The following is a 16,068-nucleotide window of genomic DNA, read 5'->3' as shown; positions in this document are numbered from 1 at the left end:
CTTATTCAATCCGAATGGTTGAGCTGGTTTCTACTGTATAAGGAATAGATAGATCCCCAAGCGGCTGCAATAATCGCTCAGGATAAGAAATCGAAACCGTAACATAATCTCCTGTTTCACGACTGCCGCTTGAAGGCGTAATCGCTACTTCCAATTTAGAAGGGTCTCCCGCTGCGAAATGATTCTCTGCATAGGAGCGGATGGAACCATCTTCTTGTCCCAGCCCTCCAAGCCGAACCGACTCCTGCGTCACAAGCTCAAGCTGAAGATGAATATAAAGCACCCGTCCGAAATCAATAATCCCTATGACCAGTAAAAGGAGAATGGGCAGGGCAAGAGCAAATTCGACAAGCGACTGGCCATCCTCTTTTTTTACCATAAAGTGATCGTCCCCTCTGTCATTACCTGAAAGGCTGCGCCAAGCGCGATGGCTACACCGTACGGATAGCTGGCTGTGAGTGAACCTTTAGAAATACCGCCCGGAAGCTTCACCCCATTTTTAAAACTCGAAAAGTAGTAGATGATTGACTTTAGAACACCGCGGCGGAACAAAATAATGGCTGCCGCGATCAGCGCCCCAATGATGGTCATATATAGAAAGGATTGAAAAACAAAGCTCCCGCCTTTAAGAGCCCCAATTAATGCAAGCAGCTTCACATCGCCTGCTCCCATGCCCCCGAGGAAATAAGGAATCAGCAGCAAACTGAAACCGATCAAAAAACCAAGGAAAGAATAGCCTAATCCTCCCCACCCATCTGCTGCGAAGTGAATGATAAATGTGAGCAGCAAAGCGGGATAAATGACGTTGTTGTATATTTTTCTGTTTTTTATATCTGTGATCACGCAAATAAGTAAAATAAGAAGTAATAAAAAATTAATCACTCGGGCCATCCTTTCCTTCGTTTTTTGATTTTTATGAAAGGACCCTACTAAGAAATAGGGTCCTTTGGTTGATTCTCTATAGCTTACTTACTATTCGCCGCCACCTGGAAGTTGACCTGTTAAATTCTCGAACACACCTTGGATTTCTTCACCTAAAGTAGTTAATACAACAATGACTCCCACAGCGATAAGTCCTAAAATTAAGCCGTATTCCGTCATGCCTTGACCTTCTTCTTCGATAAATAAACCTTTAAATTTGTTTCCCATTTAAATCTCTCCCTTATTTATTATTAACTATGACTATAGTTCTGCCGTTTGATTAACTCACTTGCTCATTTTCCCCATTTACAAAAGCCAGGACTTGTCCTGCAGTGATCGAGACTTCCCTTATTCGTCCTGCAGGAAGCTCGATCACTGATTTCGCTCCTGAAAACCGTCGGCCGATCTTTCCGGGACTTAGATTTTCTTCGATTCCTATGACTTCTTTTCGTTCATTAAGATAGATTACATCAATGCTGTATGTCATAAAGAAGGTATGAATCGAAGGACAGGGGGCAATATGCAGCCCGGCATTTTCTGACAGGCTCTTTGTCATCATTAGTCCCTTTAGCCTTGCCCAGAAGGTGTACGCTGTTTTTAGATCTTGTACGATCAATTGATTGGTTTGACGATCAATGACCTGCAACGGATCACCTCCTGACTTTTGTTATGGTTCGTTGAACTCATGAGTGATCAACTTACAATCTCAATTATGCAGGTGTTCATTATAATATACTATCCCCTTCTGTTCCTGTTGTTCATTTCACGGATCCATGAGAAACCTTTCCTATATAAAGCTCTAATTGGGAAGGAGTCCTATAGCGGACTAGTCCTATTCTCCGTTCTGTGCAACAAAAAAACCTCCCGAAATGGGAGGTTTCAGCTAGGAGAGAAAGCTTAGATTTCTCTTCATTTATTCGAATGTATAAGTTTCTTGCCATCGATAGAAGAAAGGGTTTTAGGAAACTACTCCCTTTCCATGGGCGAATGATGTGCCTCCTCAGGCTTATGCCTTCCGGGGTCACACCTTATTCGTATCTCCCATAGGAGTGTCGACGTTTCCTAAAACCCTTTTCCATAATCAATCATTGAAGAAACAATCTGAGTTCTTATAGAAACAATATTTGCAGCTCAGTCTAGGATAGTTCCAAAGCCGAATTTGATAAAAGAAACGAAAAAAAGCGACTACTCCTGCGGGAACAGCCCGAGTCCGAAGACCCCACAGGAAAGCGGTCTTTGCTTTCCGAGGAGACTGAGGCCGTGCCCGCGGAAAGCGCAGGATGTTGACGAAGCGGCGAGGGCTAAAGACAGAAAAACCCGATCATTTTAATGAATAGATCGAGTCTTTCTGGGGGTTAATACAACTTCTAATTCGTATAGGATTGTTCATATTTTAATTGGTACACTTTTGATATCGCATGAGCCCGGTCAGGAACTTCAAGCTTTTGAAAAATCTTCGTGACATGGTTTTTCACGGTATGACCGCTGATATACAGTTCCTCTGCAATTTCCCGGTTGTTCAGCCCCTGAATAACTAAATTCAGAACTTCCTGCTCGCGTGGAGAAAGGTTCGTCTCCTCCTTAATAGGATCAATAAAAGACGTAAGCTCCTGCTCTCCCAGCTCATCCGATAGAGAAAATTCCTGTTCAATAACGTGTGATTCTTTAATAAAAGATATAAATTTTTGAAAAATAGCAGCTTCTTCACGTTCGAACATCCCTACGCTTCGTGTTTTTTCATACATAAGAATAATAGCAAATACTTGACTGTCTACGCTTGCTTCTTCCCACTCCTGCAACGGTTTCTCCATTAATCTTTTTCCTTCTTCAACAATCAAGGGAACCTTACTATCGGGAAAAAATTGTTCCAGAAAGCACCCCGTATAAAGATGAAGCTGGCAGGCACTAATAATATCTTTTATAATCGGGGCCGCTAAACCCAGTTTAAGTGTAAACTCCCTGGCTAAATTCTTAGACTCTTTAGCAATCAAATAAGCTTCTTCGTCGAATTGACTAATGGCTTTGTATAACGTTTCTACCTGCCCTGAGATCGTTCCTTCATTTTCCACTTTTGCGAGATGTAATGAAATCCCGCCAATAATCCCAAGCGTATGGAGGAAGGTAATGTGCTCCTTAAGATGCTGCGTAGATAACTCCTCCACACCTACACATAGCACTCCCAGCAGCCTGTCCCGATGGAATAAAGGACACTCAATGACTGTTCCACCCCACGGCGTTTCATTTTCTACTGGCAGCGAATCTTCGGACGTATCTTTGCTGGACGGACTGTAATAGCGGCTGACCACATCTCTCACATAATCTTTCGCTTGACCGGTCATATTGCCCCTGGCCACTAATTGAGCCTTTTCATCATCTTTCTCTTTTAAAACGACACACGAAAATGGGCCTTCTACTAAATTTAAGCTGATATCAACGAGAATATACAGGATCCGTTTTGTTTCCGGAGTAGAGGCCATCAGCTTGCATATTTCAACAAGAGACGACAGGCGGTTAAGCTGGTCACTATTCTCTTTTTGCAGATTTTCTGTTAACAGCTTCATCTCTAAAACACTGGCAAAAGCTTTTCCTAAATCTATGCTTTCCTTAGGAATGATTCCTTTTGACAGGCTTCCTCCGAATAAAAGAGATAAAGAACCATCATATCGGCTTATCGGAAAACAAAAAAGCGATCGAGGAAAGAAAGAGAACCTGTGAAAGAAATAAGATCTCGGATCTCTCTTAATGTCTTCCCAGTAGTCCGCCTTTCCGCTTATAAGCACACGACCGAGAAACCCTTCTCCTAAAGAAAATGCTGCACCCCGCAAAGAGTCGACCCCGTCTCCTGCAGCATGTGTCACACGGTATTCGTCTCCCTCTGCTTTCTCAGCTATCCCTAAAAAGTCATGGTCATGGTGACGGTCGCCAAACTTCTCGATCATGTCCTCTGTTCTATTGTTCATAGCTTGCCGCAGTAAAAAGCTATTAAAATCAGTAGAATCCTTCTCTCCTCCAAAACAAAGAGAGATAATTTTAGCCAGTTTATCCACTCGACAAAGCCATTCCTTTTTATTTTCTGAAGTAAGTACAGGCGTTTCCTCAATTAAATATTCCCATGTCACAGTTTCATCAACCTGCTGATTCAGTTTTTCTGCAACAAGCTTGCGAACGTTATCCTCAACCAGCACTCCACTCCACAAAAATAACTTACGCCCCCCTGTAATCTCGACAGGTACAACGACCATATGAATTCCTGGTAAAATGTCATGACTAACGGGAGCGGAAATGGTCCATTTTTCATTCAAGCTTTCTTTTATTCTTTCCATTAAGTACTCTTGTTGTTGATCCAGTAATTGATTACAGAGAGCATTCTCTCCTTTGATCGGTGTGACCAATTCTCCGCTTTCATCTGTAATAATCACCGTTAAATCATACTGACAGGCATAGGTCTCTTGAAGCTCCTCTACTAGTTCAATGTTTTCTCTCATGAACGATCAAACTCTTCGGTAATAACCAATTCCGTAGTAACAACAGGCTCTTTGTAACGGAATAGAGGAGAGGATTCATCTCCTGACTTTTGTAAAATGCCCTGCTGCACCAGCCCTTCTACAATGGATTGAAGATCCTCTGATTTTCTGCCTAAGCGCGTTCCTATGCCTGTCATCGTTTCATTCATATGAGGATTCGATTGAAATAGCATCGTGCATTCCAACTGTAATGGCAGCGATTCCTTTTTCACCATTAAACTCCTCCCTTCTTCGAAAATGAAAGGGATCCCCTTCCATTCATTATGATCTTCTAGGAGAGCGAAGATTTCTTGATTTTCCTGCAATGGCTCTGTTACATGTTCAATCATTCCAACACCTCCATAAAGTTATAAAGAAGCAATCTGGCTCCATTACTATTTATAGATAATAAGGTGTAACCCTATATTATCTTAAAAACTGAAAGATCTATATCCCCTACTGTTCCCGTATTCAAATCTGTCCTCTGTTCCCTAAGGAACGTATATGTATGGATTATTTTCCCCTACCCTTCCTTATACAAAATCAACCAAAAACACTGAAAATTAGATCTATTTCATTAATTTTCTGTGCCATTATTCAATCGAACAAACAAAACAGCCCTGGTTTTAAGCACTAAAGAACCAGGGCTGTTTTGTTTATGGATGATAAGAATAACTGTAGAAGGATACCTGTGTAAATCCACCATTTATTTAATGAGGTATAATATATATGTGCTTAAGAGTATCGTTCCATTTGACAGGTTATGAGCAATAATTGGAGCGAGAAGACTGCGAGTATAATGAAACGTAATCGAGTAGAATATCCCCAATACGAAAGCCATAATGAGTTGAGGGATATTATAGTGAATAACCTCAAATGGAAAAAGACTAAAATGAAAGTGTGCAAGAGTAAATATAAGAGCAGCAACTACTCCAGCCAAAGGCAATTCTATGCCTCTTATCTTATAAACGTTCGTCAAATAAACAGCTAAAAAAGTTTGAATAAGACCGCGAAAAAGTATCTCTTCTGAAGTACCCGATACTAACCACATAAAGCTTAAATGACCAAGTGCATTGATTGGTGTTAAACTATAATTTAACGATGGATCAGGGTAGAAGAAAAACTGAATCATCAAGCTAATTAAAATAAAATAAACAACATAATAAAAAATGAATTTCTTTAGTATTTTTATTGAAAGTTTAAAGTTATAAAAATTAAAGCCCCACTTTTGAATTTTCCCTCTTGAAAAGATAACAATTAGAAGAATGGCTAATAGAAGTTGTATGAAATGATGTTCCATTTTCCTAATCCAATCCATATCAATTTCTTTCCCATTAATCGGGAGAAAATCATATAAAGCAGCGTTAACCGCGATAAACTTAATACCATAATAGATGACTAGCATAAATCCTATTGCAGCAAGTCCCTTAACTCTATTATTCATTCCGTTTTTCTGCATACGATCAACCTTCCCCTTGCGTTAGAACACTATTAGTACAGATACTAAAATGATCTACTTCCTCTAACAAGAGTACCTACTGCTATCATAGCAAAAACTAGATGGCAAAAATAGTTTGCCTTTGAACTTTGTCATTGTTCCCTATAAACAATCCAGTAGGGTCTACTGCGTGTTCATTTAAAGTTACGGTACCTGATCCTCACTACAAAACTTTAGTACAGGGAATGCCACACACGAATTTATGCCGCTTTTTACAATCGAAGAAAAACAGCCGTGATTCTATGCACTAAAGAACCAGGGCTGTTTTGTTTGTGAATTACTATTCTTTTTGATGGTATATAACAAAATTTGTTAAGTATAGATATATCCCAATAGGGTAAAAGTAACCATCTTGCCTGTAGGGCATGTTCATAATTAATATGAACTCAGATCCCCATAGCATGCTTTACTTCATATCACCCCTCCAAAATAGGGTTCGACTATTGAAGGGCGGTTTCAAATTTTAATCGGCTTCCATGGGTCTCTCTTTATAAAGAGACTCATAAAGCTCGAAAGTTTCTGCATATAAATGGGAAGCCCCATGTTGTATTTCGTATACTTCGTCTGTTGATTCCCCATTCTCGAAGTTTACGACCAGCCCTTTCCCTTCACTTGTTAAATCGATAAATAACTTATTTTCACGATTCTTTGAATGGGTCACCGTAATAACAAGTAAATGATCTTCGCTTGCATATTCCTTGCTCAGCTCACTTATATGAGATGGTGCTACTCGTTTATAAAGATTTCTCAAGCACAGCTAAAACGATAAACATAAGGAAAAAAGAAAGCAAAAATGACATGATCGATGTTATGATTCTCTTTTTAAATGAAACCGTATGATATTGTTTATACACATACACTAAAAATAACAGGGCAAGCGCATAAAGGAAGTACGACCCCAAAAATGGGATGATTGGATGTAAATGAACGAATGATCCGTCATGATTTTCTAACAGCACTTCACCTATTAATACAATGCTAAATAAGATCGTTTGATAAAAAACCAGTAAAAACATTGACATAAAAGTCTTAACACCACCTTCTAAATCTCCCTTTCCCTCATCTTATGTATCGATTCGATCACTCTTTTCCCATCATAAGCGTTGTGCCTTAGTATGAGGTAACGAAATACAAGTCCCCTCTTTTTATACGTGCACCTCTTCTTGATTAGCAAACTTTTTCTCCATCACTTCTGCCACTACATATACGACTCCAATAAAAAGAATATGAGAATTTTCATACCAATTAAATACCGTCTCTCTCAGCAATAAATAGATAAGCACAGAGACAGCCGTTGAACCGAACGATAGAAAAATAGCTTTTTCACAGGCAGATTAATGAAAAAACCTAGTAAAATAATCAACGTCAGGATGATTAAACTACAAGTATAAAAAATAATATCTTCTAACAGCGGATGAACAGGCAGGAACCTAAGCAAATACAGTACAATCCCCACTAAAAAACCTAGCCCCACCATCGTAAAAGTCCGAATATATCCATGATTTCTCATGTAGCGCATGAAATTTTCCAGCACACAATCACTTCCTAAGAACTTAATTGAAAGAGGAACGACCTTCCCCATTCTCATTACAACCGTAATTCTTTCTCCTACTGTACTAACTTTATAGCAAGTTATCTATATAAAATATTCTACTCTGTATTATAAAAGCGGCTTTATAAAAACGAACCAAACTCCAATACCTGTACCTAATAAACCTCCGACTAGATACAAGAGCTTTAAAAGCCAATAGTTAAAGCTTGCAGGAAGAGGAGTAATGATATCTTTAACAATTTCGTATGATTTGCCGTAAAAGAATTGGTACCGGGTCGTATAAAAAAACATGTATACACAAGAAACACCAGTCACCAAGCTTAGAAGGCCACCTACTAAATCTCCCATCTTTATTCTCCTTTAGTTTTCACGTAAGACTTTGAGCGGCCATATAACCGCTGCTTTATTATTGACTTGAGTAGAAGTGCCTGACCCCCACTGCCTTAACGCTTTAGCAGAGCAGGGGTCAAGCACCATATTACTGGTCCTTCACTTCCGTCAGGCAGTTGTCTTCATTGTAATTATAAAATATACTTAAATAATATAATGATTGTGAGGTCTTGCTAAAATGGAAAAAGACTTTATTGAGATAGGTTCAAAAAGAATACCATTATCCGATATTAAAAATTATGAAATAACCACTGAACAGCTAAAACGGACATACACAGAGAAAAAAAAGCGCAATTGGTTTGTACGTATCATTTTACTATTAACAAACCCTGGATTTGTTAATGAACCAAATGAGGTTGTAGTAAGCCGTCGAATTCCTTTTGATGTAATGATTATTAAAACTTTTCAGGGAGTTGAATATAGGTTCTCAAAAAATGAATATGTCTTTGATATTCAAGAAAAAGCAAGAGAATTGAACAATTATTTACAATAAATGGATGAAGTTTTTTTAAAACGCGAGCTTTAGTTAAAGGTTTACTTAATAGATATCTCGGCACTTTTACATTGAAGTGCCTGACCCCCACTGCGTTAAAGCTTTAGCAGAGCGGGGACATGCACCAAAACAAGAACTTATTCATTCTTACCGGACCATTTTAATAAGCTTTTCGCTGCTAGAGATTCGGTTAAGAAAACAACAATTAGTTTTATAAAAAACTCTACTCCTGAAAACAGTACTTCTATTAGAAAATAAACTCCCGCACACGCGGTTACAGTTAATACAGTAAAAACAATTCCTAAAGAAGCTGGTTTTATATGAGAAAACTTAGTAAAGTAAGTGGCTAGTGAAAAAGAGCTTACAATTACTAGAGTTCCTATAACTTTAAATTCCAGCGAACTATAACTTGCCACGAAAAAAATACCCAATGCCAATAATAGATAGATTACTACTAGTGGCAATAATGGATAAGTATTGCTGTATGTAGCATTAGGCACTATTTTTTGTCACCTCCATTACTTTTTTAAAACAAGGGAGTATGCCCCCCCCCTTAATTATTTGATTCAGCAATTGAATAATTTAATATTTTCCTAGTCATGTTACAACTTCATTAGTACTAGAAGAAGGATCTGATGTTCATTTAGATACTTTCCTTTTAATGAATATAGATTCCTTTAGTTAATCCCAGTTTTGCATTGATTAGTAGGACTATTTATAACTTAACATCATAAAATATAAGCCTGCATTCAGTAAAAGTGCCTGACCCCCACTGCCTTAACGCTTTAGCAGAGCGGGGGGCAGGCACCTTATTTATGACCCCTCTGCATTAAAGCTTCAGCAGAGCCAGGTCAGGCATCATATTAATAAACAGCAGTGAAATAATTACCTATTTTTTAAGCAGAGTCTACTTTATCAACAAACTTCTTTTCCATTCCTGCCGCCACTAAATAAACGATACCGATAAAAAGGATATGTGAATTTTCATACCACCTTAATACTGTCTCTGTAAGTAAAAAGTATATAATTAAAGAAATAGTCGTAGAACCGAAAGATAGAAGAAAAGCTTTAATTGAAGGAACATTTATAAAGAAACCTAATAAAATGCCAATAGTCAGTACAATTAATACAGTAGTATAAAATATAATATTTTCAACAAAGAGACTTACCTGCAATAATCTAAGTAGATATAATACGATCCCCAATAAAAAACCTAAACCCACAATAGTGAAAACCCGTACATATCCATGATTTCTCATGTAGTGCATGAAAGTTTCTAGCAAACAACCACCTCCTAATCATTTAATTGAAAGGGGAACAAATTTCCCTTTTCAAATCACAATTTTAATTTTTTACTAACTCCTGCACTAAATGCATTGGTGACTATTGAACTTATTAACTTATCTCCAATTCTATAAAAAGCTACCCATTTATTAGCTGGAGGATTTGATGCCCATCCAGCGACCTCCCATTTTATATCAAGATATACTCCGTAAGCAATAGATCCCGCTGCTCCAACTCCTACAGCTCTCCCTAGTGCACCGCTTACTGCTGAAGTGGAGTAGAAGTGCCTGACCCCCACTGCCTTAACGCTTTAGCAGAGTGGGGGGCAGGCACCATATTTAAAACTTTCTAGTAAAAATAAAATTACATGTCAGAGAGTCCATAACGACATTAATGATTTTTAAAACTGGACCTTATGATCCGGATTTAGTCCGGCAGTAAACCATTTCACAGAGATCCTAAGAAGATTCTTCAAAGTACAGGTGAGTTTTGGGTTGTAGTTCCTGAAGCTGGAGAAGACCAAAACGGACTTTTCATATTCATTTTACTGGATCGACAATAGATAAAACTGCCCATCACTATTTCTCTTTTAGTGATGGGCAATTTCCATATGGACGAGCCTTACCGCTTACATTGATTAGTTCCTCGTTACAATCTTTTAAACAATTCGATAATGAGAAGTGTCCCTGAAATCAAAAGAATGCCTGTAATTAATACGAATAAAAGACTTTTTCTAAGAAATAAACCTTGTTCAACTAATGCTGTCATTAATCGTGAGATAAGCGTACTGTATACAAGCAGCACAACAATACATGAAAGTATTCTTACCATAACCTCACATCCAACCATCCGTTATTTTTCTTTGCATCAGTTTTGTCTAGCGCTCTTGCGATCGCTGTCCCAATATCTAGTGCGTTTAGAACGGTAGTTACTATAGTTCCAACGGAAGCTCCTAATGCATTTAATCCCCAAGCTGAAAGTTTGGACCTTATTGATTTAGTGAAAATTTTTCCCGCTTCTTCTGCACCCTTTCTCTTGAGGAAAGACGCAAAAGCTCCAGCACCGCCGCCAACAATTGCTCCAATTATGGTGTTAAATATAGCACCTGCCCATTTCACAGTTACTATACTAACTGTATAGAATCCAGAAGGATCTATATTCATCACCGGGTTGTTTTTTGTATAAATATATTGGTTCACACTCAATGATTCATCCGCAAACCCATGAAAAGTATCTCGAGTAATAAACCTCCCTGTATCTGCATCATAGTACCTCGCCATCAGATAGTATTGATCCGTCTCTTCATCATACTGATACCCTGCGTAACGATACGGGTTCTCTTCCGCCATTTCTCCGGATTGGTCTAGAATATTCCCATACGAATCGTAGTCATACTCTGCGACCACTTCTCCGCTTTCATTCGTAAGAGAAGTCACATCTCCGTGGCCGTTGACATGATAATAATACGTTTCTCCGTCCTTCGTCATTGTGACAGGCTGATCATTTTCATCCCATGTGTATTCAGCGATGACCTCATTGTCTTCGTTTGTCTCATACTGGACGTTGTTACCTTCATAGTGGTAGTTGATGGTGCCTTCATCCGTTACTTTCTTCGTCCGTTTCCCATCATGATCATACGCATATTCCGCAATGGTAGAACCATCCTGATCCTTTACTTCCATCAGGCGGTTGTCTTCATTGTAGACAAATTGATGCTCCCCATTGTCCAACAGGTTGCCATTTTCATCGTAATCAAAGGCTTGACCATCCTTGTCTGTCAGCTGGTTTGCCTCATCATAAGCATATTCGACCGTCTCTGAGTCTCCGTCTTTAGTTTCTGTTTTTTCCGTACGGTTTCCAGCATCATCGTATTCATACGTAATAGTGGTGCCGTCCGTTAAGGTTTCTTTCTTCAGCTGATCGAGTGCATCGTATTCATACTCAATCGTGCCCTCATCCGTTTCCACGCTGGTACGGTTGCCGTTTTGATCGTACTCATATTCATACGCACCAATGGTTTGACCATTGCCATCATCGTTTGAGATTTCTTTGAGACGGTTGGCGGAATCATACGATAAGCTGGTGTGACTGTTGTTGCCTCGGTCAATCGCCGCCGGGTTTCTTCGCTCATCATAAGTGAAATCCGCAAGGCGCTCTCCGTCACGGGAGATCGTTTCTAATTGGTCCAGCTTATTATAGTCATAGTCTAATGTAAAGCTGCTGTCGCTCGTGTCTACGCTCTGGGAAGTTTTGTTGCTGTTGCTATCGTATTTATAGCTGGTTTCATTCCCTTTTCCGTCCTGTTTGCTCGTCATACGGTCATTGGAATCATAGTCATACGTTTCTTCCGTATCACCGGAGACACTCGTTAAGTTGCCGGATGGATCGTAATCAAAGGACCATTTTTCGTCTCCATTATAAGAGATCGATTCTTTTCGGTCCAATTCATTGTAGGCTTCTGTCACCTGATCCCCATTCGGTTGATTGGTATCGGTTAATTCACCATTTAAGTTATACTCAAACTTCGTTTCCTGATCCAAAGGGTTGGTATAGGACGAAATTTGATCGGTTTCATGATAGTCGTACGTAGATTCATGTCCTTTGGCGTCCGTTACGGAAGTGCGGTTGCCATTGTCATCATGTGTGTAGGAGGTTTCATTTCCTCTCGCATCGATCACGCTGGTCAACTGGTTCTTCTCATCATACTCATATTCGGTTTCATTACCCTCAGGCTTCGTTTCTTTTGTTTTGTTTCCTACTTCGTCATAACTAAAAGACGTCTTATTGCCTAAAGGGTCTTCTTCTTGCGTTTGGTAGCCTTCATAATCGTACGAATAATTCGTACGTGAGCTGCCTTCTTCTAGACGGATTCCGTCAAAGTAAGCTTCGCCCGTCTGATCATAAAAGTAATAATACACATCGACAGATTCATAGGCTTGTTCCGGGTCAAATTCTGCCGCGACGTGCTGCCACCCGTCCTTTTCTGGTTTAAAGTCATTGGCATTTGTCCAGTCAGTTGACCCATCCTCGTAATTAATTGCTACTTGAAGGTTGTAGTATCCTCCATCAGGGTCGGCACCCTCCTGCATGGACCAGCCGGAAAGGGTAAGCTTGGAGTCTTTATCTCCAGAAACGTTGATTCGCTGTTTAATATACTTGTCTTCATCCTCTTCCCCCGTCAGGCGGAAGGCTTGGTCTCCCGTGTAGACGTAATCATCGTCATTAACCATTTTGTCATCGCTGGTGACATTATCTGTCGTGCTCCAGTCTTCAGGAATGCCTTCGTCCTCGCCTTCTCGTTCAAAGCTCGGGTTTTCGATCAGGTTGTAAGCACTGGAGACGGAACTGTTCTCTACTTGCAGACCGTCAAAGTAAGCCGAGCCTTCGCCTTCTTGAAGTTCCATTTCCAGTTGAATTTCATTGGCATCCTCAGGTACATCCTGTAAAGGTGCTTGCACGCGATGCCAATCTTTTGTTTCCTGGACAGTGCCGACGGTTTCAGTGGCTACTTCTTCCCCATCATTGTAATAAACCGCATGTAGACGTGCCTGCCCTTCGAGATCCTCTGTTTTTACGTAGCCACTGGCTGTCACATCCGTTTCAGGGTCCATCTCCAGTTTCTTCTCAGACACAACTTTAGCGTCTTCAGAAGGGTCTTCTATTTTAATACTTTTCTCACCGAAACGAGCTTCATCACTCCAGGAAAAGCCTGCTTCGCCCTCTTGATTCCACTGTTGCGGCCAGTTGCTGTCTCCGTCTTCTTTTTCAAAGTTACTATTGACCACTAAGTTATCAGCAGCCCCGAGAGGATGGGTTTGATATTGTACACTTCCCGTCTCATTGTAACGAGTGGCCTCCGATTGCAAATTGGAATCCGTAGATTCTGTCTGATTATTTTGTTCATCGTAATCTTGAGAGCTTACATTTCCATTGTAGTCCTCTGCTTGAACCTGGTTGTTTTGATCATCGTACTGGTAAGCTGACGTTTCACTTTCCGGCAATTCATTATTGGTAATATTGCCGTTCTCATCATACTCATATTGATAGGCTTTTGAACTGTCCTCTTCGTTTTCGTTTGGCTGCACCACTTCCGTCAGGTTGTTCTGGTCATCATACTCATAGGTGGTAACCGCCTGATTGTCTTCATCTAGAGGGTTTTCTTTCACCTGAACGACGTTACGATAGTCGTTATACGTATAATCTACACGGTGATCTTCTCCATCAGTCACGGACGTTACTTGTTCATCGCGATCGTAATCATAAGTGGTTTCACTTGTTTTCTCTTCACCGTCTACAGTCATAGGAGAGGCGATTTTTATCAGACGTTCAGATTCATAAGAGTAGGAGCGCGTGTGATTTTCCGGATCCGTTTCTTTTTGCAGCAGTGAATCCTCTCCATACTCATACGACTTCGTGTGACCTTCTAAATCTGAAGCACCAGTTAATTCGCCGTCGCTGTAGTTATAATCTAAGGTTCTCCCATCAAAATCTTCAATCGTTTGAACATTTCCATCCTCATAATCAAGTGTTGTTTCTCTGCCGGCAGCATCCGTAATTTTTGTTAACTCATTGTCACTGTTGTACGAATACTCCGCTTTATTGTTGTTCGTGTCTTCACTATATATCAGAAGGCCGTCTTCATTAAATTTCCACTCTGTGCCATCTTTTTTCGTGATCGTGTAACCGTCCGATTCTTTTTCTAAATCCAGCTGTAAGCCTCCAGCAGCTTCATATCCACCGCCGACTTTGTTACCAAAGATGTGTCGCGTATTGTCTTCATCGATAAAAGTGATCGGACCTTCTCCTTCGTCCACAATTCGCTTATCCAGGTTACTCCACCATCCGTTTCCAAACATCCCCGAAACATCCGCTTTTCTGCTGTTATAGGTACGGGTGATTTCCGTATCCGGCCCTCTGCCTGGTATGGAAAGGTCCGTTTCCTGTCTCATCAGATTTCCGTTGGCAGGATTGACTTGATCATCTGTTTGCATCCAGAAATCCTCTTGGCCGATTGGATCCACACGATAATTAATCTTTAAGCGCGGTCCGTTGGCATCATTACTTTTACTATTAAATTTACGGTACAGCTCTTCTTCGTCTTCATGCTGCAGCATGACTCCGTTATTCGCTTCAGTGCCGTTATACCAGCCCGTCGTAAGATCTGTAATGTCCCAGCTCCAGTATTCATCAGAGGCATTATTTGTTACGGAATCTTCTTTGGAGTCAGCTGTTTCAGGTCGATCCTCCCAGGTCACTTCATCATTCCAATTCTCTTCGATCCCATATAAATCGACGGTAGAGTCATTCGTACTTTGTTCGGTTTGATAAAGTTGGAAGTTTGCTTCTTCGATTTTACTATCGCTCGGAAGACTCGGTAAGAAGAACTTCGTTAAGGAACGAGTTTTCTCATAATAGTCATCGTGCCCGCTCAATGTATACGAATTACTAGAAAAAACGGAATCTTCAAATGCACTGGATATGTAATTATCCTGAATGACATCAGGGTGTGATATCGTCGGATCAATCGTTAGCGGATACTTGATATCTGGATCATCAAGGTAATCTTCATCAACTACTACATCCACATACGTTTTCCCCTGCTCTTCGACTAATTCTAAGGTAACCGCATCTGCATCTTTTTCATTCGCATCGGAGATAAATGGACGCTCCATTTTCCAAGCTTTCTTGCCATTCTTTTTCTCTAAGTAAATCGTGCCGTCTTCTTCCTTCACTTCAAGTCCGCCGGTTTTTACTTCAAACCGAAACTTATGATCGTCCGGACGTTCGTGAAGGACAATGTCTTCTTTGACACCCTCGCCTCTCGCTTCATACACTAAATCAGCGTCAGGAAAGGCATCTTCATATGTAATCTTATTCCCATTGGTTTTTCCCTTCACATTCTTCGCATCGACAGGCGTCAAGGAAAGGTTCGTATCCCCTTCTTCAATGGTGACTAAATTCCCAGCATTTGTACTTTTCCCAAAGGAAGACTGGAACTTATTTGCCCCGTTTACAACCTTGCTATCTTTATTGGGGTGATTTTTCAATTTGTTATCAATTTCTTTAAATTGTTTACCGTTATTATCTTTACCGGACGTCTCATAGTAAATCGGATCTGCGGAAATCTCTTCTGTAAAACTTCCATCCGGGTTATAGTAACGAGTTGAAAATTCTGTCCGCTGATTTTTCAGCTCTATACTTTCATCTGGCCGTTTATCAGGGAGCTCGCCCCGATCAGGCTGCACTTCTTCCTTCTTGCTTTGTCCCCGCTCTGATTTTCCCGGTGCAGCCAATGAAATGCTTGGCGCGATCAGAGAAAAAACTAAACAAAAAGATAATATTACGGCTAATGACTTTGAAAAATATTTCTTCAACATCAAATCCTCCTTTTAATATTTTTGTAACTTTTTTGTCATCTTCTTGACAT

At 40.1% G+C, this 16,068-nt stretch carries 16 protein-coding genes; 1 reads left to right on the top strand and 15 read right to left on the bottom strand.

All coding sequences use genetic code 11. The features are described 5' to 3' along the window. Position 1: 1 nt before the first annotated feature. The 11 genes from IEV27_RS14915 to IEV27_RS14865 all read right to left on the bottom strand — a co-directional run bounded on the left by IEV27_RS14915 (position 2) and on the right by IEV27_RS14865 (position 7,822). Positions 2-379 (bottom strand): TadE/TadG family type IV pilus assembly protein, encoded by a 378-nt coding sequence (locus IEV27_RS14915; protein ID WP_188378314.1) that lies wholly within the window; start codon positions 377-379, stop codon positions 2-4. Then, the gene (locus IEV27_RS14910; protein ID WP_229735377.1) at positions 373-882 is read right to left on the bottom strand and encodes an A24 family peptidase; all 510 of its coding nucleotides are present in this window, start codon (positions 880-882) and stop codon (positions 373-375) included. Before IEV27_RS14910 ends, IEV27_RS14915 begins: the two co-directional genes overlap by 7 nt. A 90-nt stretch (positions 883-972) precedes the next feature. Continuing rightward, complete coding sequence (locus IEV27_RS14905) at positions 973-1,149, bottom strand: Flp family type IVb pilin (protein ID WP_188378312.1); 177 nt, start codon at positions 1,147-1,149, stop codon at positions 973-975. Positions 1,150-1,201: 52 nt separating this feature from the next. Then, positions 1,202-1,567 carry a DUF192 domain-containing protein gene (locus IEV27_RS14900; RefSeq protein ID WP_188378311.1) on the bottom strand — a complete coding sequence of 122 codons (366 nt, stop codon included), beginning with the start codon at positions 1,565-1,567 and terminating at the stop codon, positions 1,202-1,204. Between the two features lie 721 nt (positions 1,568-2,288). Further along, the gene (locus IEV27_RS14895; protein ID WP_229735376.1) at positions 2,289-4,406 is read right to left on the bottom strand and encodes a LuxR family transcriptional regulator; all 2,118 of its coding nucleotides are present in this window, start codon (positions 4,404-4,406) and stop codon (positions 2,289-2,291) included. Continuing rightward, entirely contained in the window at positions 4,403-4,774 is a 372-nt protein-coding gene (locus IEV27_RS14890; RefSeq protein WP_229735375.1) for a hypothetical protein, read from the bottom strand. Before IEV27_RS14890 ends, IEV27_RS14895 begins: the two co-directional genes overlap by 4 nt. A 356-nt stretch (positions 4,775-5,130) precedes the next feature. Next, complete coding sequence (locus tag IEV27_RS14885; RefSeq protein WP_188378310.1) at positions 5,131-5,883, bottom strand: CPBP family intramembrane glutamic endopeptidase; 753 nt, start codon at positions 5,881-5,883, stop codon at positions 5,131-5,133. A gap of 502 nt (positions 5,884-6,385) precedes the next feature. Next, positions 6,386-6,673, bottom strand: coding sequence for a hypothetical protein (locus IEV27_RS14880; RefSeq protein ID WP_188378309.1), 288 nt, complete (start codon positions 6,671-6,673; stop codon positions 6,386-6,388). Further along, positions 6,657-6,944 carry a hypothetical protein gene (locus IEV27_RS14875; protein WP_188378308.1) on the bottom strand — a complete coding sequence of 96 codons (288 nt, stop codon included), beginning with the start codon at positions 6,942-6,944 and terminating at the stop codon, positions 6,657-6,659. Before IEV27_RS14875 ends, IEV27_RS14880 begins: the two co-directional genes overlap by 17 nt. A 239-nt stretch (positions 6,945-7,183) precedes the next feature. Further along, positions 7,184-7,456: a hypothetical protein gene (locus tag IEV27_RS14870; RefSeq protein WP_188378307.1), complete on the bottom strand. Its 273-nt coding sequence runs from the start codon at positions 7,454-7,456 to the stop codon at positions 7,184-7,186. Positions 7,457-7,582: 126 nt separating this feature from the next. Next, entirely contained in the window at positions 7,583-7,822 is a 240-nt protein-coding gene (locus IEV27_RS14865) for a hypothetical protein (protein ID WP_188378306.1), read from the bottom strand. 220 nt (positions 7,823-8,042) lie between these two features. Between IEV27_RS14865 and IEV27_RS14860 the strand changes: the two genes are divergently transcribed. Beyond that, positions 8,043-8,357 carry a hypothetical protein gene (locus IEV27_RS14860; protein WP_188378305.1) on the top strand — a complete coding sequence of 105 codons (315 nt, stop codon included), beginning with the start codon at positions 8,043-8,045 and terminating at the stop codon, positions 8,355-8,357. A gap of 137 nt (positions 8,358-8,494) precedes the next feature. On the opposite strand, the gene IEV27_RS14855 is transcribed toward IEV27_RS14860, so the two are convergent. From IEV27_RS14855 to IEV27_RS14840, 4 genes are all read right to left on the bottom strand, one after another. Then, on the bottom strand, positions 8,495-8,773 hold the full coding sequence (locus IEV27_RS14855; protein ID WP_229735374.1) for a hypothetical protein: 279 nt from the start codon (positions 8,771-8,773) through the stop codon (positions 8,495-8,497). A gap of 480 nt (positions 8,774-9,253) precedes the next feature. After that, on the bottom strand, positions 9,254-9,640 hold the full coding sequence (locus IEV27_RS14850; RefSeq protein WP_188378303.1) for a hypothetical protein: 387 nt from the start codon (positions 9,638-9,640) through the stop codon (positions 9,254-9,256). A gap of 649 nt (positions 9,641-10,289) precedes the next feature. Further along, positions 10,290-10,472, bottom strand: a complete 183-nt coding sequence (locus tag IEV27_RS14845; RefSeq protein ID WP_188378302.1) for a hypothetical protein — start codon at positions 10,470-10,472, stop codon at positions 10,290-10,292. After that, positions 10,466-16,015: a DNRLRE domain-containing protein gene (locus IEV27_RS14840; protein WP_229735373.1), complete on the bottom strand. Its 5,550-nt coding sequence runs from the start codon at positions 16,013-16,015 to the stop codon at positions 10,466-10,468. Before IEV27_RS14840 ends, IEV27_RS14845 begins: the two co-directional genes overlap by 7 nt. Positions 16,016-16,068: the final 53 nt, after the last annotated feature.

The organism is Halobacillus andaensis (assembly GCF_014636475.1).
GTDB lineage: Bacteria > Bacillota > Bacilli > Bacillales > Halobacillaceae > Halobacillus_A > Halobacillus_A andaensis.
Note: the sequence above shows the minus strand (reverse complement) of the source record. Positions and strands in the feature narration are given on the sequence as shown.

Excerpts from the sequence above, each read along its gene's own strand:
- IEV27_RS14860 (WP_188378305.1), top strand. The coding sequence starts at position 8,043 with ATGGAAAAAGACTTTATTGAGATAGGTTCAAAAAGAATACCATTATCC.
- IEV27_RS14915 (WP_188378314.1), bottom strand. The coding sequence starts at position 379 with ATGGTAAAAAAAGAGGATGGCCAGTCGCTTGTCGAATTTGCTCTTGCC.
- IEV27_RS14865 (WP_188378306.1), bottom strand. The coding sequence starts at position 7,822 with ATGGGAGATTTAGTAGGTGGCCTTCTAAGCTTGGTGACTGGTGTTTCT.
- IEV27_RS14875 (WP_188378308.1), bottom strand. The coding sequence starts at position 6,944 with ATGTCAATGTTTTTACTGGTTTTTTATCAAACGATCTTATTTAGCATT.
- IEV27_RS14905 (WP_188378312.1), bottom strand. The coding sequence starts at position 1,149 with ATGGGAAACAAATTTAAAGGTTTATTTATCGAAGAAGAAGGTCAAGGC.
- IEV27_RS14890 (WP_229735375.1), bottom strand. The coding sequence starts at position 4,774 with ATGATTGAACATGTAACAGAGCCATTGCAGGAAAATCAAGAAATCTTC.
- IEV27_RS14885 (WP_188378310.1), bottom strand. The coding sequence starts at position 5,883 with ATGCAGAAAAACGGAATGAATAATAGAGTTAAGGGACTTGCTGCAATA.
- IEV27_RS14845 (WP_188378302.1), bottom strand. The coding sequence starts at position 10,472 with ATGGTAAGAATACTTTCATGTATTGTTGTGCTGCTTGTATACAGTACG.
- IEV27_RS14895 (WP_229735376.1), bottom strand. The coding sequence starts at position 4,406 with ATGAGAGAAAACATTGAACTAGTAGAGGAGCTTCAAGAGACCTATGCC.